The sequence below is a fragment of the Sulfitobacter sediminivivens genome (assembly GCF_042611115.2).
GTDB lineage: Bacteria > Pseudomonadota > Alphaproteobacteria > Rhodobacterales > Rhodobacteraceae > Sulfitobacter > Sulfitobacter sediminivivens.
Window position 1 is genome coordinate 145,076 of record NZ_JBHGAR020000003.1, and the last position, 21,726, is coordinate 166,801.

At 56.0% G+C, this 21,726-nt stretch carries 22 protein-coding genes; 17 read left to right on the forward strand and 5 right to left on the reverse strand.

All coding sequences use genetic code 11. The features are described 5' to 3' along the window. The first annotated feature begins 6 nt into the window (after positions 1-6). The 17 genes from ACEWL3_RS05095 (at position 7) to ACEWL3_RS05175 (ending at position 15,698) form a co-directional block, all read left to right on the forward strand. Complete coding sequence (locus ACEWL3_RS05095; protein ID WP_386179848.1) at positions 7-720, forward strand: class I SAM-dependent methyltransferase; 714 nt, start codon at positions 7-9, stop codon at positions 718-720. Beyond that, a complete protein-coding gene (locus ACEWL3_RS05100) occupies positions 717-1,046 on the forward strand; it encodes a hypothetical protein (RefSeq protein WP_386179851.1) in 330 nt (109 codons plus the stop codon). Before ACEWL3_RS05095 ends, ACEWL3_RS05100 begins: the two co-directional genes overlap by 4 nt. A 42-nt stretch (positions 1,047-1,088) precedes the next feature. Continuing rightward, complete coding sequence (locus ACEWL3_RS05105; protein WP_386179854.1) at positions 1,089-1,568, forward strand: DUF5333 domain-containing protein; 480 nt, start codon at positions 1,089-1,091, stop codon at positions 1,566-1,568. 4 nt (positions 1,569-1,572) lie between these two features. Beyond that, the gene (gene nuoG, locus ACEWL3_RS05110; RefSeq protein WP_386179857.1) at positions 1,573-3,588 is read left to right on the forward strand and encodes an NADH-quinone oxidoreductase subunit NuoG; all 2,016 of its coding nucleotides are present in this window, start codon (positions 1,573-1,575) and stop codon (positions 3,586-3,588) included. Between the two features lie 5 nt (positions 3,589-3,593). Then, on the forward strand, positions 3,594-3,968 hold the full coding sequence (locus ACEWL3_RS05115) for a YNQ4 family lipoprotein (protein WP_386179860.1): 375 nt from the start codon (positions 3,594-3,596) through the stop codon (positions 3,966-3,968). A gap of 6 nt (positions 3,969-3,974) precedes the next feature. Then, on the forward strand, positions 3,975-5,015 hold the full coding sequence (gene nuoH / locus ACEWL3_RS05120; RefSeq protein ID WP_386179863.1) for an NADH-quinone oxidoreductase subunit NuoH: 1,041 nt from the start codon (positions 3,975-3,977) through the stop codon (positions 5,013-5,015). 1 nt (position 5,016) lies between these two features. Next, a complete protein-coding gene (gene nuoI / locus ACEWL3_RS05125; protein WP_386179866.1) occupies positions 5,017-5,511 on the forward strand; it encodes an NADH-quinone oxidoreductase subunit NuoI in 495 nt (164 codons plus the stop codon). Continuing rightward, positions 5,508-5,924 carry a carboxymuconolactone decarboxylase family protein gene (locus tag ACEWL3_RS05130; RefSeq protein ID WP_386179869.1) on the forward strand — a complete coding sequence of 139 codons (417 nt, stop codon included), beginning with the start codon at positions 5,508-5,510 and terminating at the stop codon, positions 5,922-5,924. The genes nuoI and ACEWL3_RS05130 overlap by 4 nt, the downstream gene beginning before the upstream one ends. Further along, a complete protein-coding gene (locus ACEWL3_RS05135; protein WP_386179872.1) occupies positions 5,921-6,523 on the forward strand; it encodes an NADH-quinone oxidoreductase subunit J in 603 nt (200 codons plus the stop codon). Before ACEWL3_RS05130 ends, ACEWL3_RS05135 begins: the two co-directional genes overlap by 4 nt. Positions 6,524-6,777: 254 nt before the next feature. Then, positions 6,778-7,083: an NADH-quinone oxidoreductase subunit NuoK gene (gene nuoK / locus ACEWL3_RS05140; protein ID WP_024090650.1), complete on the forward strand. Its 306-nt coding sequence runs from the start codon at positions 6,778-6,780 to the stop codon at positions 7,081-7,083. A 5-nt stretch (positions 7,084-7,088) separates the two neighbouring features. Further along, complete coding sequence (nuoL, locus tag ACEWL3_RS05145; RefSeq protein ID WP_386179877.1) at positions 7,089-9,203, forward strand: NADH-quinone oxidoreductase subunit L; 2,115 nt, start codon at positions 7,089-7,091, stop codon at positions 9,201-9,203. Further along, entirely contained in the window at positions 9,203-9,436 is a 234-nt protein-coding gene (locus tag ACEWL3_RS05150; RefSeq protein WP_386179880.1) for a hypothetical protein, read from the forward strand. The genes nuoL and ACEWL3_RS05150 overlap by 1 nt, the downstream gene beginning before the upstream one ends. Next, complete coding sequence (locus tag ACEWL3_RS05155; RefSeq protein WP_386179883.1) at positions 9,436-10,998, forward strand: NADH-quinone oxidoreductase subunit M; 1,563 nt, start codon at positions 9,436-9,438, stop codon at positions 10,996-10,998. The genes ACEWL3_RS05150 and ACEWL3_RS05155 overlap by 1 nt, the downstream gene beginning before the upstream one ends. 13 nt (positions 10,999-11,011) lie before the next feature. Next, positions 11,012-12,454, forward strand: coding sequence for an NADH-quinone oxidoreductase subunit NuoN (gene nuoN, locus ACEWL3_RS05160; RefSeq protein ID WP_386180481.1), 1,443 nt, complete (start codon positions 11,012-11,014; stop codon positions 12,452-12,454). 48 nt (positions 12,455-12,502) lie between these two features. Beyond that, a complete protein-coding gene (locus ACEWL3_RS05165; protein WP_386179886.1) occupies positions 12,503-13,237 on the forward strand; it encodes a biotin--[acetyl-CoA-carboxylase] ligase in 735 nt (244 codons plus the stop codon). A gap of 17 nt (positions 13,238-13,254) precedes the next feature. Continuing rightward, positions 13,255-14,031: a type III pantothenate kinase gene (locus ACEWL3_RS05170; protein ID WP_386179889.1), complete on the forward strand. Its 777-nt coding sequence runs from the start codon at positions 13,255-13,257 to the stop codon at positions 14,029-14,031. Next, on the forward strand, positions 14,031-15,698 hold the full coding sequence (locus ACEWL3_RS05175) for a ribonuclease J (RefSeq protein ID WP_386179892.1): 1,668 nt from the start codon (positions 14,031-14,033) through the stop codon (positions 15,696-15,698). Before ACEWL3_RS05170 ends, ACEWL3_RS05175 begins: the two co-directional genes overlap by 1 nt. Here the strand turns inward: ACEWL3_RS05175 and ACEWL3_RS05180 are convergent. The 5 genes from ACEWL3_RS05180 to ACEWL3_RS05200 all read right to left on the reverse strand — a co-directional run bounded on the left by ACEWL3_RS05180 (position 15,695) and on the right by ACEWL3_RS05200 (position 21,712). Continuing rightward, positions 15,695-16,321 (reverse strand): hypothetical protein, encoded by a 627-nt coding sequence (locus ACEWL3_RS05180; protein WP_386179895.1) that lies wholly within the window; start codon positions 16,319-16,321, stop codon positions 15,695-15,697. The two genes, ACEWL3_RS05175 and ACEWL3_RS05180, sit on opposite strands and share 4 nt — an antisense overlap. Before the next feature lie 123 nt (positions 16,322-16,444). Beyond that, positions 16,445-17,938, reverse strand: coding sequence for a DEAD/DEAH box helicase (locus ACEWL3_RS05185; RefSeq protein ID WP_386179898.1), 1,494 nt, complete (start codon positions 17,936-17,938; stop codon positions 16,445-16,447). 141 nt (positions 17,939-18,079) lie between these two features. Then, on the reverse strand, positions 18,080-19,015 hold the full coding sequence (locus tag ACEWL3_RS05190) for a glycosyltransferase family 2 protein (protein ID WP_386179901.1): 936 nt from the start codon (positions 19,013-19,015) through the stop codon (positions 18,080-18,082). Continuing rightward, positions 19,015-20,634: a peptide chain release factor 3 gene (locus tag ACEWL3_RS05195; RefSeq protein ID WP_386179904.1), complete on the reverse strand. Its 1,620-nt coding sequence runs from the start codon at positions 20,632-20,634 to the stop codon at positions 19,015-19,017. The genes ACEWL3_RS05190 and ACEWL3_RS05195 overlap by 1 nt, the downstream gene beginning before the upstream one ends. Positions 20,635-20,755: 121 nt before the next feature. Continuing rightward, positions 20,756-21,712, reverse strand: coding sequence for a Hint domain-containing protein (locus tag ACEWL3_RS05200; RefSeq protein ID WP_386179907.1), 957 nt, complete (start codon positions 21,710-21,712; stop codon positions 20,756-20,758). Between the last annotated feature and the right edge of the window lie 14 nt (positions 21,713-21,726).

Sequence of the window (21,726 nt, forward strand, 5' to 3'; positions counted from 1 at the left end):
GTTGAGATGAGGAAATTCAGGTTCCCCGAAGATGGCGATGTGGCCGCAGACATCCGCGAACGCTATGGCTTTGACGGTGATCTGCTTGATATCTATGCGGGCAACGAAGGGGTGAAAGTCCACAAATGGCATCATTATCTGCCGATTTATGATCGCTATTTTTCCCGCTATCGAGGCACCCCGGTCAAATTCCTTGAGATTGGCGTGAACAATGGCGGCAGCCTGCAGATGTGGCGACGATACCTGGGCAAGGATGCAGTGATTTGTGGTGTTGATATCAACCCCGACTGCGCTCAGTACGATGGCCAGTTTGGGATGGTGCGGATTGGCTCGCAGGATGATCCCGCGTTTCTGGCCGACGTGGTCCGCGAAATGGACGGCGTTGATGTGGTCCTTGATGATGGCAGCCACCGGATGGCGCATGTTCATACATCGCTCGAGGTTTTGTTTCCGCTCCTGACCATGGGGGGGACATACATGATTGAGGATTTGCACACTTCGTATTACGCGCGGTTTGGCGGTGGGTTTAAAGAGCCGGGAAATTTCTTTAATACGGTGCGCAGGATGATAGATGATATGCACATATGGTATCACAACAAGGGCAAACCGCAGGTGCCTGAATTGGCACGCGAATTCAGCGGCGTGCACGTGCATGATTCCATTGTGGTTATCGACAAGGCAGAACTACTGCGACCGACACATTCAAGGGTACAGAAATGAAGAAATCAACTTTGGTAATTCTGGCTTTGATCACGGCCGGGCTGATGGCGGGCTGCACGAAGAAATCAGATCGCATTTTATTTGACGGGAAATACTTTCGCACCAAGGTCAGCAAAGTTGACAAGCAGCGCGATGTATTTCTGGTGACAGTCAGTGAGCCTGGAAAATCCATTGATGGTGCCCGCGAGGCAGGGCGGCACGCTGGCGTGTCTTATTGTGTGAAAAACTACGGTAATTCGGACATCGATTGGTCCATCGGGCCAGACATGGAACAACTGCGGATCAGCGAGAACAAATTGATCTTTCAAGGCACTTGTCCACAGTGATCCAATGCGCGGCATATCGCGCGCAATTGTCCGAAGGGCGCAATGTTATTGCATATCAGCATTCCAAATCCCCATGTGCGGATCGGGCCATTGTGCCCGGCGTACATGAGGAGCGTAAATATGCGTAAGATATTGATTATACTGTTGAGCGTGGGCCTGTTGGGAACACCTGTTGCGGCCAAACAGCCCTTGAACAAGGTGGCGGCCATCGACGATGCGCTTTTTGATTTGGGGATTGCTGACCGCGTCCGCAAAAACTGTCCGACAATCAGCGCGCGCATGTTTCGAGCCATCACCTATGTCCGAAAGCTAGAATCAGAAGCCAAGGCTTTGGGCTATACAAGCGTGGAAATAGAGGCCTACATCGACAGCGAGGCCGACAAAGCACGTTTACGGGCAAAAGCAGCTGCATTTTTCAAGGCAAAGGGGGTCGATACTTCGGACCCGCAAAGCTATTGTGCCTTTGGACGTGCAGAGATTCAAAAATCGAGCCGCATAGGTTCGTTACTAAAAGCGAAATGAGCATATGAGCGATATCCGCAAGATCATCATCGACGGCAAGGAAATCGAAGCCGAGGGTGCGATGACACTCATTCAGGCCTGTGAGCTGGCGGGCGTGGAAATCCCACGTTTTTGCTATCACGAACGCCTGACGATTGCGGGTAATTGCCGGATGTGTCTTGTGGAAGTTGTCGGTGGACCACCCAAGCCTGCGGCATCCTGCGCAATGCAGGTCAAGGATCTGCGTCCCGGACCCGAAGGGCAGCCACCTGTGGTAAAGACCAATTCACCGATGGTGAAGAAAGCCCGCGAGGGCGTGATGGAATTTCTGCTGATCAATCACCCGCTGGATTGCCCGATCTGCGATCAGGGCGGCGAGTGTGATTTGCAGGATCAGGCGATGGCCTACGGCGTTGATTTCAGCCGTTTCCGCGAACCCAAACGTGCCACCGAAGATCTGGATCTGGGACCCTTGGTCGAAACCCACATGACGCGGTGCATTTCGTGCACCCGTTGCGTGCGCTTTACCACCGAGGTCGCAGGCATTCACCAAATGGGCCAGACAGGCCGGGGTGAGGATGCTGAAATCACGGCGTATCTGGGGCAAACGCTGGACAGCAATCTGCAGGGCAACATCATTGATCTGTGTCCAGTTGGTGCGCTGGTCAGCAAGCCTTATGCGTTTACCGCGCGGCCTTGGGAGTTGAGCAAAACCGAAAGCATCGACGTGATGGATGCGCTGGGGTCCAATATCCGTGTGGATACCAAAGGCCGCGAAGTGATGCGGATTTTGCCGCGCAACCATGATGGCGTGAATGAGGAATGGATTTCCGACAAGACGCGTTTCGTCTGGGACGGATTGCGTCGTCAGCGGTTGGACACGCCCTATTTGCGCGAGAATGGCAAACTGCGCCCAGCGGAATGGCCAGAGGCGCTGGCCGCTGCCGCTGCTGCGATGAAAGATAAGAAGGTCGCTGGCTTGGTAGGTGATCTGGTGTCGGTTGAAGCGGCCTATGCGCTTAAAACGATGATCGAGGGGCAGGGCGGCGTTGTTGAGTGCCGGACCGATGGGGCCAAACTGCCAACGGGCAACCGTTCAGGCTATGTTGGGACTGCAAGGATTGAAGACATTGATAGCGCCCAGATGATTCAGTTGATCGGGACAAATCCGGCCATTGAAGCGCCTGTGCTGAACGCACGTATCCGCAAGGCGTGGGTGCGAGGGGCCAATATCGGGCTGATCGGTGAAGCCGTCGACCTGACCTACGAATATGCGCATATGGGCAATGATCGCGCAGCGCTGGACAAGGTGCTTGGCACCAAATTCAAACAAGTGCTTGAGGTGCCGTCCCTCGTGATCGTCGGCCAAGGTGCGCTGCGCGAGGCGGATGGTGCCGCTGTGCTGGCCGCCGCGATGGAACTGGCAGAAAAGACCGACAGCAAGTTGATGGTGCTGCACACGGCGGCGGGCCGGGTGGGTGCGATGGACATCGGTGCGGTTGCACCGGGGGGCATGGACGATGTGTCGGGTGCTGATGTGGTCTATAACCTGGGCGCGGATGAGGTCGATATCGCGGCTGGCCCGTTTGTGATCTATCAAGGCTCGCATGGGGATCGCGGCGCACACCGCGCGGATATCATCCTGCCGGGTGCCGCCTATACCGAAGAGCCGGGTCTTTTTGTGAACACTGAAGGGCGGCCACAACTGGCATCCCGCGCGGGGTTCGCACCGGGGCAAGCCAAAGAAAACTGGGCGATCCTGCGGGCATTGAGCGCAGAGATGGGCGCGACATTGCCGTTTGATTCCATTGCGGCATTGCGCAAGGCGCTGGTAAAGGATGTGCCGCATCTGGCTGATGTTGATCAGGTGCCGGAAAACGAATGGTCCGCGCTGCCCAAGGGCAAACTGGGCAAAGCCAGCTTTGCGCCTGCGCTCTCGGATTTTTACCTCTCGAACCCGATTGCACGCGCAAGCGAATTGATGGCCGAATTGTCATCAAACGCCGCAGCGCGCCGTGCGAACCCAATGGCGGCGGAGTGAAGGCCATGCTGGCCCTCGCTCCTGTCTTGTTAGCTGCCTGTGAACCTCAGGTGCCGACGGCAGAGGATTTTATCCCTGAATACAAAGGGGTAGAGACCACCTTGCTTGACGGTGATCTGGTACAGTTCAATGTGGCGATGACCAAAGCGCTGTCAACGCGTGACGTATCCGACTATGCGGAATGTGCAGCGGCACAATATACGCTGATCCGTGGGTATGGTTTTGCACGTCATCTGCGGACAAATGTGACCCAAGAGGCTGGCATATGGCGGGCAGATGCTGTTTACACAATCTCGCCAAGCCTGCCACGGGGCTTGAAGACAATTGATGCCGAAGTGACCGCACAGAATTGTGCGGAAAAGGGCATTCCGGCGGTGTGAGGGACTATGGCTGACTTCTTTTACAACACATATCTGGGCATTGGCCTGCTGACTGTCGGTCAGGTGTTGCTGCTGGTGGTACCGCTCCTGCTGGCGCTTGCGTTCCTGATGTATGCAGACCGCAAAATCTGGGCTGCGGTGATGATGCGGCGTGGCCCCAACGTTGTTGGTGTCTTTGGCCTGTTGCAGTCCTTTGCGGATTTTCTGAAATACATCGTCAAGGAAGTGGTCGTGCCTGCGGGTGCGGACCGTCCGGTGTTTTTCCTGGCCCCGATGATATCCTTTGTCATGGCGATGATCGCATGGGCGGTGATCCCGTTTAACGAAGGCTGGATCCTTGCCGATATCAATGTGGCGATCCTGTATGTCTTCGCCATCTCCTCGCTTGAAGTCTACGGCGTGATCATGGGCGGATGGGCATCGAACTCGAAATACCCTTTCCTTGGCTCGCTGCGGTCCGCGGCGCAGATGATTTCATATGAAGTTTCCATCGGTTTGATCATCATCGGGGTGATCCTGTCGACGGGCTCGATGAATTTTACCTCGATTGTAAACGCGCAGGACGGCGACTGGGGCATTTTCAACTGGTACTTCCTGCCGCATTTCCCAATGCTGATCCTGTTCTTTATCAGCGCCTTGGCTGAAACCAACCGGCCGCCGTTTGACCTGCCGGAAGCGGAATCAGAACTGGTCGCGGGTTATCAGGTTGAATATTCTTCGACACCATTCCTGCTTTTCATGATCGGAGAGCTGGTTGCGGTTGTGCTGATGTGCGCGCTGGTGTCGCTGTTGTTCTTTGGCGGCTGGTTGTCACCCATCCCATTCCTGCCTGACGGGTTCTTTTGGATGTTCATCAAGATGTTGATGGTGTTCTTCATGTTCTCGATGGTCAAGGCAATCACGCCGCGCTACCGCTACGACCAGCTGATGCGTCTGGGTTGGAAAGTGTTCCTGCCGTTCTCATTGTTCTGGGTGGTCTTCGTGGCCTTTGCGGCGAAATTTGACTGGTTCTGGGGCGTCTATGCCCGCTGGACCGTAGGGGGCTGAGATGGCACAAACCGATTATACACGCGCTGCAAAATATTTCCTGCTGCAGGATTATGCCAAGGCGTTCATGCTGGGCATGCGGTACTTCTTTGCGCCTAAAGTCACGCTGAACTATCCGCATGAAAAGGGGCCGCTTTCCCCGCGCTTTCGTGGTGAACACGCGCTGCGCCGCTATCCGAACGGCGAGGAACGCTGCATCGCGTGCAAACTCTGCGAAGCGATCTGCCCGGCACAGGCGATCACCATCGACGCCGAACCCCGCGCAGATGGCAGCCGTCGCACCACGCGCTATGACATCGACATGACCAAATGCATTTATTGCGGGTTCTGTCAGGAAGCCTGCCCGGTGGATGCGATTGTCGAAGGTCCGAATTTTGAGTTCTCAACAGAGACTCGTGAAGAGCTTTATTACGACAAGAACAAACTGCTGGAGAACGGTGACCGCTGGGAGGCCGAGATTGCCCGGAACCTTGAAATGGATGCGCCGTACCGATGACAGATCCCACAAACCCATTTGAAGCGATGATGAAACAGGCGCAGGAAATGGCAAAGTCGTTTCCGGCGATGGATGCGTTTTCGCCGAAAGGTTTTGAGGCAATGATGGGCACAATGCCCAAGGAATTGATGGAAACCTTCTTTGGCAACACGCTGAACCCGGATGGGCTGGATGCGCGCACGCGGCTGTTGCTGACACTGGCCGGGCTGACCATGCAGGGTGCACAAAACGATGTGGCGCTGCGCCAGACCGTCCGTCATGCACTGGAGGCAGGGGCCACCAAGCAGCACATCATTGAAACAATTGGACAGATGTCGGTTTTTGCCGGCATCCCCGCTATGACCCGCGCGCTGGAACTGGCGCAGGCGGTGTTGGATGAAAAGGCGGATACTAAAAAGGAAGACGGGGCATGACGGTCTTTTCATTCTATCTGTTTGCGATCAGCGTGATCACTGGCGGCCTCTTCACCGTGATCAGCCGCAATCCCGTGCATTCGGTGCTTTGGCTGATCCTGTCGTTTCTCAGCGCGGCGGGACTGTTCGTGCTGTTGGGTGCAGAATTTGTCGCGATGTTGCTGATCATCGTTTATGTCGGCGCTGTTGCGGTGCTGTTCTTGTTCGTCGTCATGATGCTGGACGTTGATTTCGCGGAACTGAAGGCCGAAATGGCGCGCTATATGCCGCTCGCGTTGCTGATTGGTCTGGTGATCCTGATGCAGTTTGTCATGGCCTTTGGCGCATGGGAAACCAACGCGGCCGCCGAAGGGCTGCGTGCGCAAGCGATTGATCCAAATACGTTCAACACCAAGGCGTTGGGATTGATCCTTTATGACCAATATTTCCTGTTGTTTCAACTGGCGGGTCTGATCCTGCTGGTGGCGATGATCGGTGCGATTGTTTTGACGTTGCGCCACCGCGTGGATGTCAAACGCCAGGACGTGGTTGCCCAGATGATGCGCAACCCGGCCACGGCGATGGAACTGAAAGACGTAAAACCGGGGCAGGGGCTGTAGCGCACCGGCATTTTTAAGATAGTCCAGAGCGTTTCTGTGCAGAAGATCGCAACCGGACGAGACAAGGGACGCAAACGATGTCGAGGAATACAATTGTGGTGCTGATTGTCGTGCTGATCATTCTATTCGGCGGCTACAACTTGATCGGCTAAACCCATATCCCGGTGGAAGTCGGGGTTGAACAAGACTAAGAAGCCCGAAAACGGGCGATGTATGAAAGACCCGGGTTAACGGGGAACAAACCGAGGGACGATATGATCGGACTTGAACACTATCTGACAGTGGCGGCGACGCTGTTTGTCATTGGCATCTTCGGGCTCTTCCTGAACCGCAAGAACGTGATCATTCTGCTGATGAGCATTGAATTGATGCTGCTGGCGGTAAACATCAATCTGGTGGCGTTTTCCAGTTTCCTTGGCGATCTGGTGGGCCAGGTTTTTACCCTTTTCGTGTTGACCGTTGCCGCCGCCGAGGCCGCGATTGGTCTGGCTATTCTGGTTTGTTTCTTCCGTAATCGCGGCTCTATTGCTGTCGAAGACGTAAACGTGATGAAGGGCTGAGGGCTATGGAAACCACAATCCTATTTGCCCCGCTTGTCGGTGCATTGATTTGCGGCTTTGGCTGGAAGATCATCGGAGAGACCGCTGCGATGTGGGTTTCAACCGGCCTTCTGTTCCTTGCGGCCCTGCTCAGCTGGTTGGTGTTTCTGACCTTCGACGGACCCACCGAGCATATCCAGATATTGCGCTTTATCGAAAGTGGTACGCTTTCCACCGATTGGGCCATTCGCATGGACCGGTTGACCGCGATCATGCTGATTGTGGTGACAACGGTGTCGAGCCTCGTGCACCTTTATTCGTTTGGCTACATGTCGCATGACGTGAATTTCAACGAAGATGAATCCTACAAACCGCGCTTCTTTGCCTATCTGTCGTTCTTTACCTTTGCGATGTTGATGCTGGTCACATCCGACAACCTTGTGCAGATGTTCTTTGGCTGGGAAGGGGTCGGCGTGGCGTCGTATCTGCTGATTGGGTTCTATTATAAGAAACCATCCGCCAATGCCGCAGCGATCAAAGCGTTTGTGGTGAACCGGGTTGGGGATTTCGGCTTTGCGCTGGGTATCTTTGGTCTTTTCTATCTCACCGACAGCATCAAATTTGACGATGTGTTTGCCGCCGCGCCTGAGCTGGCCGAACAAACCGTTGGGTTTTTGTGGTCGGAATGGAACGCTGCGAACCTGATCGCCTTTTTGTTGTTTGTTGGTGCAATGGGTAAATCAGCCCAGTTGTTTCTGCACACGTGGTTGCCCGATGCGATGGAAGGTCCGACCCCTGTGTCCGCCCTGATCCACGCGGCGACCATGGTGACAGCGGGGGTTTTCCTTGTCTGCCGCATGTCACCGCTGATGGAATTTGCACCTGAGGCGATGATTTTCGTCACGGTCATCGGGGCGTCGACGGCATTCTTTGCCGCGACCGTGGGTCTGGTGCAGACCGATATCAAGCGCGTCATTGCGTATTCCACCTGTTCGCAGCTGGGCTACATGTTTGTGGCCGCAGGTGTTGGCATGTATTCCGCCGCGATGTTCCACCTCTTTACGCATGCCTTCTTTAAAGCGATGCTGTTTCTCGGGGCAGGTTCGGTCATTCATGCCATGCACCATGAGCAGGACATGACCAACTATGGTGGTCTGCGCAAAAAGATCCCCTACACCTTCGCGGCAATGATGATTGGCACGCTGGCGATCACCGGTGTCGGCATCCCGCTCACGCATTTTGGTTTTGCCGGCTTCCTGTCCAAGGATGCGATTATTGAATCTGCATGGGCAGGCGGGTCGATGTATGGTTTCTGGTTGCTGGTCGTGGCCGCTGCGATGACCTCGTTCTATAGCTGGCGCTTGATGTTCATGACGTTCTACGGCACGCCACGTGGCGACAAGCACACCCATGAGCATGCACATGAAAGCCCGATGACAATGTTAGTTCCGCTGGGCGTGTTGAGCCTTGGCGCGATCTTTGCGGGCATGATCTGGTACAACAGCTTCTTTGGGCATGCCGAGGACATCGCGGAATTCTATGACATCCCACTGGCTGAGATGGCGGCGGACGGCACGGCCCATGTTGATGGTGCCGAGAAGGGCCAGGATGACGCTGCAGCGACCGAGGGCCATGGTCAAGAGGCAGCCGGGGACGGCGAACACCACGCATCCTTTGGCGGCGCACCGGGGGAAGGGGCGATTTATTTTGGCCCAGACAATCATGTGCTGGACGACGCCCATGCGGCACCGGCCTGGGTCAAGGTCAGCCCCTTTATCGCAATGTTGGGTGGTTTCCTGATGGCGATGTGGTTCTATATCTGGAACCCAAGTCTGCCTGCGCGCCTGGCGGCAAACCAGCAGCCCTTGTATCAGTTCCTGAAAAACAAATGGTATTTTGATGAGCTGTACGATGTGATCTTTGTGGGCCCGGCCAAAGCCATTGGGCGCTTCTTGTGGAAACGTGGGGACGGCAATGTGATCGACGGCACGCTCAATGGTGTGGCGATGGGGATCATCCCGTTCTTAACCCGCCTCGCGGGCAAGGCGCAGTCCGGCTATATCTTTACCTATGCCTTTGCCATGGTGATCGGCATCGCTGTGTTGGTGACCTGGATGTCGATGAGCGGGGGGGGCAACTGATGCCTATCGAATTCTATCTCATCATCGGGGGCTGTGTCGCGGTGATGGGTCTTTCCGCGTTCTATCTCGGTGACGAGAACAAATCGACACGCGCGCTGGCCCGCGTCGGCATTGTAATGGGAGGCTCAGGTCTCTTTGTCGCCACCCTATTTTATGCCGCGATTTTTGCTGCGGTTCTCATTGTTATCCTGCCGATCGCCTTGATTGCGGCCTGGTGGAACGGAGCATTCTGATGGACCATCACCTGCTTTCCATAATCACCTTCATGCCTGCCTTTGCGGCATTGATTTTGGCCGTGTTCCTGCGCGGTGATGATGCAGCGGCTGGGCGCAATGCCAAATGGCTGGCGATGATCACCACGACCGTCACGTTCCTGATCTCGCTGTTTGTGCTGTTTGATTTTGACGCCAGCAACCCTGATTTCCAGTTCTTGGACGAGGCCGAATGGCTTCTTGGCATGCAATACCGTCTGGGGGTTGACGGTATTTCGATCCTGTTTGTAATGCTGACCACTTTCATGATGCCGCTGGTGATTGCCGCATCCTGGAATGTGGAGACCCGCGTCAAAGAATACATGATTGCATTTTTACTGCTTGAGACGCTGATGCTGGGCGTGTTCATGGCGCTGGATCTGGTTCTGTTCTATCTCTTCTTCGAAGCAGGCCTGATCCCGATGTTCCTGATCATTGGCATCTGGGGCGGCAAGGACCGCATCTATGCCAGCTTTAAGTTTTTTCTCTATACCTTCCTTGGGTCGGTTCTGATGCTGGTAGCGATGGTGGCGATGTTCACCGAAGCGGGCACAACTTGTATCGGCGGGTGCGAAGTGAGCCTTTTGACCCATACCTTTGGGTCCGAAACCTTTAGTCTTATGGGCATACAGATTGTCGGCGGCATGCAAACCCTGATGTTCCTTGCATTCTTTGCTAGCTTTGCGGTCAAAATGCCGATGTGGCCGGTGCACACCTGGTTGCCGGATGCCCACGTGCAAGCCCCAACGGCGGGTTCTGTTGTTCTGGCGGCAATCCTGCTCAAGATGGGTGGTTATGGCTTCTTGCGGTTTTCGCTGCCGATGTTCCCGGTTGGGTCTGACGTGATGGCACCCTTTGTCCTCTGGATATCGGCGATTGCGATTGTCTATACCTCGCTGGTGGCGCTGGTGCAGGAAGATATGAAAAAGCTCATTGCCTATTCATCGGTCGCACACATGGGGTTCGTGACCATGGGCATCTTTGCCGCGAACCAGCAGGGCGTGGACGGTGCGATTTTCCAGATGATCAGCCACGGCTTTATCTCGGGGGCGTTGTTCCTGTGTGTCGGTGTGATCTATGACCGCATGCACACCCGCGAGATTGACGCCTATGGTGGTCTGGTGAACCGGATGCCGGCCTATGCCCTGATCTTTATGTTCTTCACAATGGCGAACGTGGGCCTGCCGGGCACATCGGGGTTTGTTGGTGAATTTCTGACATTGATGGCGGTTTTTCAGGTCAATACCTGGGTCGCAGCGGTTGCGACATCCGGCGTGATCCTTTCTGCGGCCTATGCGCTTTGGCTGTACCGCCGGGTGGTCATGGGCGATCTGATCAAGGAAAGCCTCAAGGCGATCACTGACATGACCACGCGTGAGCGCTGGATTTTTGCGCCACTGGTGGTGATGACCTTGCTCTTGGGTGTCTACCCTGCGCTGGTGCTCGATATGATCGGGCCGTCGGTTGCGGCCTTGGTGGGAAATTATAACGTGGCGCTGGAGGCGGCAGGCGATGTCGTTCAGTCCGCCGCTGTGTCAAACTAGGAAGGTCCGAGTGATGATTTCCAATGATCTGAATGTGATCCTGCCGGAAATCCTGCTGGCGGTGTTTGCCATGCTGGGGCTTTTGGGGGCGGTTTACACGTCCAAGGACAAGGCCGGCGGCCTGTTGGTCTGGTTGACAGCAGCGGTATTTGTCGTGTTGGCGGCATGGATCGGGATGACCGGTGAAGGGACCCGCATTGCCTTTGGCGGCATGTTCATCGAGGATTCATTCGCACGCTTTGCCAAGGTGACGATCCTGCTGTCTGCGGCGGCCGTGCTGATCATGTCCGAAGGGTATATGAAAGCCCGCGGATTGCTGCGCTTTGAATATCCAATTTTGGTCGCGCTCAGCGCCGTTGGCATGATGATGATGGTCAGTGCAGGTGATTTGATGGCGCTTTATATGGGCTTGGAGCTGCAATCGCTGGCGCTTTATGTGGTGGCGTCCCTGCGCCGCGATTCCGTGAAATCAACCGAAGCGGGCCTGAAGTATTTCGTGCTCGGCGCGCTGAGCTCTGGCATCCTGCTTTATGGTGCCTCCTTGGTTTATGGCTATGCCGGAACCACCTTGTTCAGCGGCATCATCACCACGGCGCAATCAGGTGAGACATCGCTTGGCCTGCTCTTTGGCTTGGTGTTCCTGATCTCTGGCATGGCTTTCAAAGTATCTGCCGTGCCGTTCCACATGTGGACGCCGGATGTCTACGAAGGATCGCCCACGCCGGTCACCGCCTTTTTTGCAACAGCACCCAAGGTTGCGGCGATGGGGCTTTTTGCGCGGGTGCTGCATGACGCCTTTGGCAACGCGGTCAGCGACTGGAGCCAGATCATTGCGCTGCTGTCGGTGCTGTCGATGTTTCTTGGTGCCGTGGCAGCCATTGGCCAGACCAATATCAAACGGCTGATGGCGTTCTCGTCCATTGCCCACATGGGCTATGCGTTGATGGGTCTAGCGGCTGGCACGGTATTGGGTGTGCAGGCCATGCTGGTCTATATGGCAATCTATGTGACCATGAATGTCGGTACCTTTGCGTTCATCCTGCTGATGCAGAAAGATGGCGCGCCGGTGACGGATATCCGGTCGCTCAATATGTATTCCAAGCGCAGCCCGGGTCGGGCGCTTGCGATGCTTGTGTTGCTATTTTCGTTGGCCGGTGTGCCACCGATGCTGGGTTTCTTTGGTAAGCTTTACGTGTTGCGCGCCGCCTATGAGGCCGGGTTGGTCTGGTTGGCGGTTGCCGGCGTGATCGCTTCGGTGATCGGGGCCTATTATTATCTGCGCATCGTGTTCTACATGTATTTTGGCGAAGAGGGATCGGAGCAGTTGGACGATCAGGGCGGTGCCTTGTTGTCCGGTTTCCTGATGGCGTCCGCCTTGGTTATGGTGCTTGGCATCGTGAACATGTTCGGGGTCGAAGGGGCGGCGGCGGCGGCGGCGGCGACACTTGTCAACTAAGGTGCATTCCGCGCGGGCGGAAATGTGTATTTTTGGAACAATGAAATCATGAGCGCGTGGCCTGTGGCATATGGGCGGCGCGTTTTTGATGTGTTGGATTCGACACTGTCAGAGGCGGGGCGCATTGCGCCGTCACTTACCCGACCCACATGGATTTTGGCGCTTGAGCAAACCGCGGCGCGCGGGCGGCGTGGGCGGGCATGGTCAACGGCGCGCGGAAATTTCGCAGGTACGTTGATCTTGCGGAGGACCGAGGCACCCGGGTTTGCGGCCTTGCGCAGTTTTGTGACCTCATTGGCGTTGTTGCGTGCCTTTGTGGCGTTGACCGGACAGGTCGATCGTTTCGCGTTGAAATGGCCCAATGACGTGTTGCTTGATGGTGGCAAAGTCGCGGGTATCTTGCTGGAAAGCAGTGGCGATCAGTTGATCATCGGGGTGGGCGTGAACCTTGCCCATGCGCCCACTGTGGCTGATGTTGAACCGGGTGCCGTGACGCCTGTATCGCTTGCGGGTGCGTTTGACCTGAAGGTCAGCCCAGAGGCGTTTCTGGAACTGCTTGCCATTGAATATGCAGCATTGGAGACCCAGTTTACCACATATGGTTTTGCCCCCATACGCACGGCGTGGCTGGCACATGCCGCCCGACTGGGCCAGGTGATCACCGCGCGGACCATGCGTGAGCAAACCGTTGGCACCTTTGAGGATGTGGACCCAGAGGGTAATCTGATCTTGCGCACGAGCAGCGGTGCGGTCGCCATCACGGCGGCAGATGTATTTTTCTGAACGGGGGGGCGACCTGCATGCTTTTGGCAATCGATTGCGGCAACACCAATACTGTATTCTCAATATGGAACGGGACTGAATTTATCGCAACTTGGCGCACGTCGACCGAATGGCAGCGCACCGCAGATCAATACTACGTCTGGCTCAGCACGTTGATGAAGTTTCAGAATGTCGAGGCTGACATCACCGATGTAATCGTCAGTTCAACCGTCCCGCGCGTGGTGTTTAACCTGCGGGTTTTTGCGGATCGCTATTTCAACACGCGCCCCATGGTTGTGGGCAAACCGGAATGTGCACTGCCTGTGGATGTCAGGGTGGACATTGGCACAGCGGTAGGGCCGGATCGGTTGGTGAACACAGTGGCGGGCTATGACCTTTATGGAGGCGACCTGATTGTCGTGGATTTTGGCACTGCCACGACCTTTGACGTGGTCGATCACGATGGGGCCTATATCGGCGGAGTGATTGCACCCGGCGTGAACCTTTCGCTTGAGGCGTTGCACAATGCCGCCGCGGCGCTGCCTCATGTGGACATCTCCAAACCACAGATGGTGATCGGTACCAATACTGTTGCTTGTATGCAATCGGGTGTTTTTTGGGGTTATGTCGGGCTGGTTCGTGAGATATGTGCGCGGATAAAGGCGGAACATGGGCGCGACATGCGTGTGATTTCCACCGGGGGCCTTGCGCCGCTGTTTCAGCAGGCCGTGGACCTTTTTGATGAATACCAAGATGACCTCACAATGCACGGCCTGACCGTGATACATAAATATAATAAGGAATTAGCTGAATAATGAGCAGCGAAAGATTGATCTATCTGCCCCTCGGTGGGGCAGGCGAAATTGGCATGAATGCCTATGTCTATGGTTACGGGCGGCCCGGTAAGGAACGGCTGATCGTCGTGGACATCGGCGTGGCCTTTCCCGATATGGACACAAGTCCCGGCGTGGATTTGATCCTGCCGGATATTGCGTGGCTGAAAGAACGTCGCGACCAGATTGAAGCGGTGTTTGTCACCCACGCGCACGAAGACCACGTCGGTGCCGTCGCCCATAGCTATGAGGCACTTCAGGCACCGATATATGCGCGCAAGTTCACCGCCAACATCGCGCGCCGCAAGATGAGCGAACATGGTCACCCAGATGATGCCGTGACTGTAGTTGGGGCCTGGCCCCAGCAGATCAAAGCGGGGCCATTCACTGTTGGCTTCATGCCGATCTCGCATTCGATCCCTGAATCCTCTGCCATGGTGATTGACAGCCCGGCAGGCCGGGTGATCCATTCGGGTGACTTCAAGATTGACCGCACGCCTGGCGTCGGCGAACCCTTTGACGATGCCTTGTGGGCTGAGCTTTGCAAAGACGGGGTCAAGGCGCTGGTGTGTGATTCCACGAATGTGTTTTCACCTCTGCCGGGCCGATCAGAGGCCAGTGTCGGACCAGAGATTGAGAGACTGGTCAGCGGCCATGACGGTATGGTGGTGGCGACAACTTTTGCCTCGAACGTGGCGCGTGTGAAAACGCTGGCTGTGGCGGGCGACCGGGCAGGGCGGTCAATTGTACTGTTGGGACGATCAATGAACCGGATGGTCGAGGCCGCGCTTGAAAGCGGCGTGATGAAAGATTTTCCAAACTGCATCAGCCCCGAAGAGGCACGCGGGATTCCACGTGAAAACCTGATGCTGCTGGTAACAGGTAGCCAAGGCGAACGCCGTGCGGCGTCCGCACAGCTGGCGCAGGGCAAATTTCAGGGGCTCGAGCTGAAAGAGGGCGATTTGTTCCTGTTTTCATCCAAGACAATTCCCGGAAATGAGCGTGGTGTGATCAGGATCATCAACCAATTCTCTGAAAAGGGCGTGGATGTGGTCGATGATTCGTCCGGTCTTTATCATGTGTCCGGTCACGCCAATCGCCCGGATCTGGAAGAATTGCATGACATTGCCAAACCGCAGATCCTGATCCCGATGCACGGCGAACACCGGCATTTGCGCGAGCACGTAAAGATTGCCAATGGCAAGGGCATCAAAGGTGTGCTGGCTATAAACGGCATGATGATCGACCTTTCCGGCAACGCGCCCAAGGTTGTCGAATACATCGAAACGGGCCGCACCTATCTGGATGGATCAGTCAAGATTGGCGCGCTTGATGGTGTTGTCCGTGACCGTATCCGTATGGCGCTGAATGGCCATGTGACCGTAACGGTGATCATGGACGCCGATGACGAGCCTTTGGGTGAGCCGTGGGTGGACACCATGGGTCTACCAGAAACCGGACGCAGCAATGCGTCGCTGGTGGATGTCTTGGAAGAGGATCTGAGCCAATGGCTGAACCGGTCCGGGGCCAAAACGTTGCGCGATGATGACAAGCTGAACGACGGGCTGAAAAAGACCGTGCGTCAATCAGCGCAGAACGAGATCGGTAAAAAGCCAGAAGTGACGGTGGTGGTCAGCCGCCTGAATTAACGGCGGCACATAAAAACCGTGCCACCGACCGCGAGCACTGACACCCCGGCGGCGGCCAAAACCGCCGGGGCAGACAACGCGGTCATCATGGTTGAGCCTGTGCTTGCCAGATTTGCGGTGATCGTCCCAGCGCTGCCCGACAGGATCAATGCGCCGGATTGGTGGGCGATCGCGCGTGCGCCACCGGGTTCTGTGAGGACCTTTGTTGCGCCTTGGGCAATTGATTTGCTGATTTCGGTGGTTTCATCAACGGTTGTATTGACCCGTTCACAGACTGTCTTTCGACATAGCCCGCGAAAATTCCGAGGTCCTGGGATCAGGAAATATCCGTCATCTTCCGTGGATGTCAGGCAATAGGTGGCGATCTCTTCGGTTGGGACGGTCGTGGCCAGATAATCGTATAAAACGCCACTGTTGCACGCTGGTGGGCTGCCCCAGGCCTCGTTCCATTTGCGTGAGGGCCAGCTCAGCAGTTTTTCCCGTCGCTTTACATCATCCGCAAAAGTGGTGAAATTCTCGCTGTCCACGACGATTTCGCTGCCGTTTACAACAGCGCTACAGCGTTCGGCACTGGCCTGGCTGGCGGCAACGACAAAAAAGAGGGCATGCAAAAGACGCGGCATGAGGCGTTGATCCGATAAGGAAGTAATCCCATATCTAAGGAGCTGTCAGCGCCGCACCAAGGTCAAATGGCACAGCAGGGATCGGCGCGCTGCTTGTCGCCGATCCGCTTGTAACCTGATCGGCTAGTTTTCACGTTCCTCAAAGCTAAGACCGATGAAGTCGGGCAGGTGATCGCCCAGACCCACAACCTTGTTGCCACCACGGTTATCATTGTTGCGGCTGCGGTTGTTGTCGCTCCGCGGTGTGTCTTTTCGCGCTGTGTCTTGCTTTTGACGAGGTTTCTCTTGCGCTGCTGGCTTTGTCTCGGGCGCAGGTTTCGCGGCCTCTGTCTTGGCGGGCGCTTCGGTTATCGGCTTTTGCTCTTTAGTTTTTTCGTCGGACTTGCGGCTGCGTGAGCGGCTATGCCTGGGCTTTTCGCTGTCATCCGCTGGTTTCGCCGCTGCCTCTGACGTAGGGGTAACACCGCCGCCTAGTGGGTCATCAAGGCGCGGGATTTCGCGTTGCACCAGACGTTCAACATCGGCGAGGTTTTTCTCGTCGCGCGGTGCACAGATCATGATCGCCTTGCCGTCACGGCCCGCGCGGCCGGTGCGGCCAATGCGGTGCACATAATCTTCTGCATGGCTTGGCACATCGAAGTTAAAGACGTGGCTTACTGATGGCACGTCAAGGCCACGTGCGGCCACATCCGAGGCCACGAGAAAGCGCAGATCGCCGGCACGAAAGCCATCAAGAGTTCTTGTGCGTTGGCTTTGGTCCAGATCGCCATGAATTGGGGCTGCGTCATAGCCATGCTTTTTCAATGACTTAGCGACGACATCCACATCCATCTTGCGGTTGCAAAAGATGATGGCGTTGGTGCATTTGTCACCTTCAGCGTCAATAAGCTTGCGCAAGGCGTTGCGTTTTTCAGTGCCTTCGCGGTCTTTCCGAGAGGCTTTGAACATCAGCACACCTTGGGTGATATTCTCGCCGGTGGTCGCCTGACGGGCGACTTCGATCCGCTCGGGGTTGCTGAGGAATGTGTTGGTGATCCGCTCAATTTCGGGTGCCATTGTTGCCGAGAAGAACAGCGTCTGGCGGGTAAAGGGCGTCAGGCCGAAGATGCGTTCGATGTCAGGGATGAACCCCATATCAAGCATGCGGTCGGCTTCGTCCACCACCATGACCTTGACGTCATTCAGGATCAGTTTGCCACGCTCAAAATGGTCAAGTAAACGGCCCGGTGTGGCAATCAGCACGTCCACACCTTTGTCGATCAGGGTGTCTTGTTCTTTGAACGACACGCCGCCGATCAGCAACGCTTTCGTCAGTTTCACATACTTGGAATATGTGTCAAAGTTTTCGGCCACCTGGGCTGCAAGTTCCCGTGTGGGGCAAAGCACCAAAGAGCGCGGCATGCGCGCGCGTGCGCGGCCCCGTGCCAAAAGCGTGATCATCGGCATCACGAATGCGGCGGTCTTTCCGGTGCCGGTCTGGGCGATGCCCAAAACGTCGCGGCCAGCCAAGGCTGGGGGTATGGCACCCGCCTGAATGGGGGTGGGGGTTTCGTACCCGGCCTCCTCAACAGCTTTGAGGACCTTGGGATTGAGACTGAGATCAGAGAATTTTGTCATATGTATCCGGTATGAGCGGACACTGGTTTGGCCCGCGGCGCATTCAATGCCGGCCCGAATGGCCCAAGTGGCGATCCTGTGATCGCTGCATCGTTGGAAGCGCATACCAAGTTGCGGGAATGGCGTCAAATGATTGTGCGTTCAGGGGTTTACGTTGGGGAAATGGGTCCGCATCGGGCTATCGAGGTCTAGATTGATCAAAGCCAGCAATCCATGGGCGTCCAATCTGGCACGCAATCCGGGCGTGTCGGCGGAAACTTCTTCAAAAAACGCACGCAGACCTTCTTCGCCATCTTCCTTTTCGATCATGGTGAAAAGCTCGTGCATGGACAGCCCGCCCTTTTCATGGGGCTTGTTGGGGCCAAGTTCCGCGCGGTAGGATCCTTTGGTCAGCCTGTACTGATAGCTTGATCGCCAGTCGTCCCACGTTTTGGCATGCATATGGGCAAGCTCGATGCCGGGTTGATCGTCGATTCCCGTGATCTGTTCGCCATTCTGAAAGGCATTGTGGATTTTGACAGTCACGTCAGGCAATCCGGTGCGCACAAATACTTTGCCCGCCAGATGGCTGAGAAACCCACCCTTGGTGTAAAGGCCGTAGGTCGGATAAAGCGATGTCACGATGCGATCGCGGTCCGGGCCACCGGGGATGAATCGCTTGAAGGCAGCTGTGCCACCTGACAGCGATTCCATCGGGCGGATGCGGGTCAGGGGTGTGTCGCCGGGCAGGGTGGCCAGAATGGTGCCAATGTGCTGATCGCAAATCAGAAACTCGTCCACGTCCATGTGGATCAACCAATCCAACTCGGCGCGGCGGCGGTAGGCGTGCGTTGCATTGGCCGTCTGGCGTGCCTGATGCATCTCGGGCCGTTGTTTGCGGCGTTTTAGCCACCATGCGTCATCACACTTGGTCACCCGAACTTTGGGATGCGCGCTCAATGCCTCAAATGCCGACGGGTTTTCCTCGTCGAGATAGATAAAAAGCCGATGTGCGCCTTTTTCCAGATGATAGGCGGCGAACCGCAGGATTTCATCCGCCGGGGCCTTGATCGTCGCCGAAATGCCCCAGGTCGTCATCAGACCATCATTTCCTTGGTCGCGGTCAAGCGTACATCAGGGTAATCACGCTCAATCCGGTCAATGTCCCACTGCAGGCGGGTCAGATAAACGATGTCACCATCATGGTCATGTGCGATATGTTGTTTGTTGGCTTCTGTAAATTTATCAACGGCTTGCTTGTTGCCGTTCACCCAACGCGCAGAGGTAAACTGCGATGCCTCGAACCGCACGGGCAGCCCGTATTCCAATTCAATCCGGCTGGCCAACACTTCAAATTGCAACTGGCCTACGACGCCCACGATAAAACCGGACCCGATGGAGGGTTTGAACACTTTGGCCGCGCCTTCCTCTGCAAACTGCATCAGCGCCTTTTCCAGATGTTTCGCCTTAAGCGGATCGCCTGCACGTACCGTTTGCAAAAGTTCTGGCGCAAATGAGGGGATGCCGCTGACCCGCAAGGTTTCGCCTTCGGTAAGGGTGTCTCCAATGCGCAACTGGCCGTGGTTGGGGATGCCGATGATGTCGCCGGCCCATGCTTCTTCGGCCAGTTCGCGGTCTGAGGCCAGAAACATCACCGGATTTGTGATCGTCATCTGTTTCTTGGTGCGCACATGGGTCATTTTCATGCCGCGCAGGAAATGCCCCGAGGCCAGCCGTACAAACGCGACGCGGTCCCGGTGCTTGGGATCCATATTGGCCTGTACCTTGAAGACAAAGCCGGAAACCTTTGTTTCTTCTGGTAAAATTGCGCGCGGCGTGGCCGTCTGAATTTGTGGTTCTGGACCATAGGCCGCAATGCCGTTCATTAATTCCTTGACGCCGAATGAGTTGATCGCTGAGCCGAACCAAATCGGTGTCAGCGTTCCCTCATGCATCGCCTTAAGGTCAAGTGGCGGCAGCAGTTCACGGGCCATCTCAAGGTCTTCACGCAGTTTTTCAAGCAGGGCGGCAGGCACGTATTCGGCAAGTTTCGGGTCTTCCAACCCTTCGATCTGCACGCTTTCAGCAACCTTGTTTCGGTCTGCGCGGTCCATCAGTTCGAGACGGTCGCGCAGAATATCGTAGCAGCCGATAAAATCACGGCCCACGCCAATCGGCCAGGAGGCCGGGGTCACGTCGATCGCCAGGTTTTCCTGTATTTCGTCAATGATCTCAAACACGTCCCGGCTTTCACGGTCCATCTTGTTACAGAAGGTCAGGATCGGCAGGTCGCGCATACGGCAGACCTCAAACAATTTCTGGGTCTGCGATTCAACACCCTTGGCCCCATCAATGACCATGACCGCAGCGTCCACCGCCGTCAGCGTGCGATAGGTGTCTTCAGAAAAGTCAGAGTGGCCGGGCGTGTCGACCAGATTGAACCGGAAATTGCGGTCCTTCGTGGCAAAATCAAACGACATGGCTGAAGCTGAAACCGAGATCCCCCGGTCCTTTTCCATCGCCATAAAGTCTGAGCGGGTGCGCCGCGCCTCGCCTTTGGCGCGCACTTGACCCGCCATCTGGATTGCGCCGCCAAACAACAGGAATTTTTCCGTGAGCGTGGTTTTCCCCGCATCCGGGTGGCTGATGATCGCAAATGTGCGACGGCGCGCAATCTCGGCGGGCAGGTCGGGGCGATTTGAGGCGGTGTCTAACATGGGACGCATATATCTATGCCGGACAGGCACGGCAAGCGATGGTCGTGCATTTGCGTGCTGCCCTTACCGTGCGCTGGATTTGCGCAGAAGCTCTGCAGCATCAGGGCGGTTGAGCAGTCGTTCATTCACGTCCAGACCCAGCGTGGGGCAGGTCGGAATGTCCGGGGATTACATCGCCCAACGTTTTTGCCAAATCAGCAGGCAAGACAGGTTTTGTGCGGGGGTCGATCAGCATGCTTTCGGCGGCAATCCCTTCGGCATAGATGATCTGGTGACTGTCAAAGAGCAGCTGGAAATAATCAACATAGCCGCCGTCCCTGACCACGACCGAATCGCCATTGAGCAGATGCCGGGCCTTGACCAGCAACTCGGACCGTCCGGCCCCCACCTCATCGAAGCGCTGATAGATGAACAGGCGGTGATCGGGGCTGATAATCAGATCGTTTATATTGTTGAGGGTCCCTGCACGGACACAGATCGGGGCAAATTCGCCCACGGCGCGTACGGTGCTTTGCCCGATCCACCGGACCGCCTGTGCGCCATCATCACGGGTCAGAATCTTGTCACCGATGCTCAGATTTTCAATCAGGCACTGCGCGCCGGTGGCGAGTGCTATATGGGTGCCACGCGTGAACGAAACACAGGCAACTTGCGCAAATTTCTGCGTGGGGTTCAGGGTGTCGATGCCAACAAGACGGTATTCCGTTTTTGTCGAGAACGCAGACAGGGGCAGGAGGAACATCTCGCCTGCATCGCCGTCATCGCTCACGTCAACCAGCAACAGACCCTCGCTGATCTGTCCGTCAGGCGACATGAAGGTCAACGTGCAATCCAAATGCAGGCGCGCGCCAGCCGTGCCGATGAGCGTTTCATCGGCCAACTGAAAACTTCCATCTTGCAGCGGTTGCAGCGACAGCAGATCAGGGGTTACGCCTGAGCAGATTTTGTACACATCGTCCAGATGCAGTTCAGCCGCGAACGACAAGCTGTCGCCACTGTTCGCCCCTTCAGTCGAGATGACATTGTCGGCCCGGTAGACGGGTACATTTTGGGCTTGGGGCAGGCGAGAACGGGTCATGGCGAACTTTCATT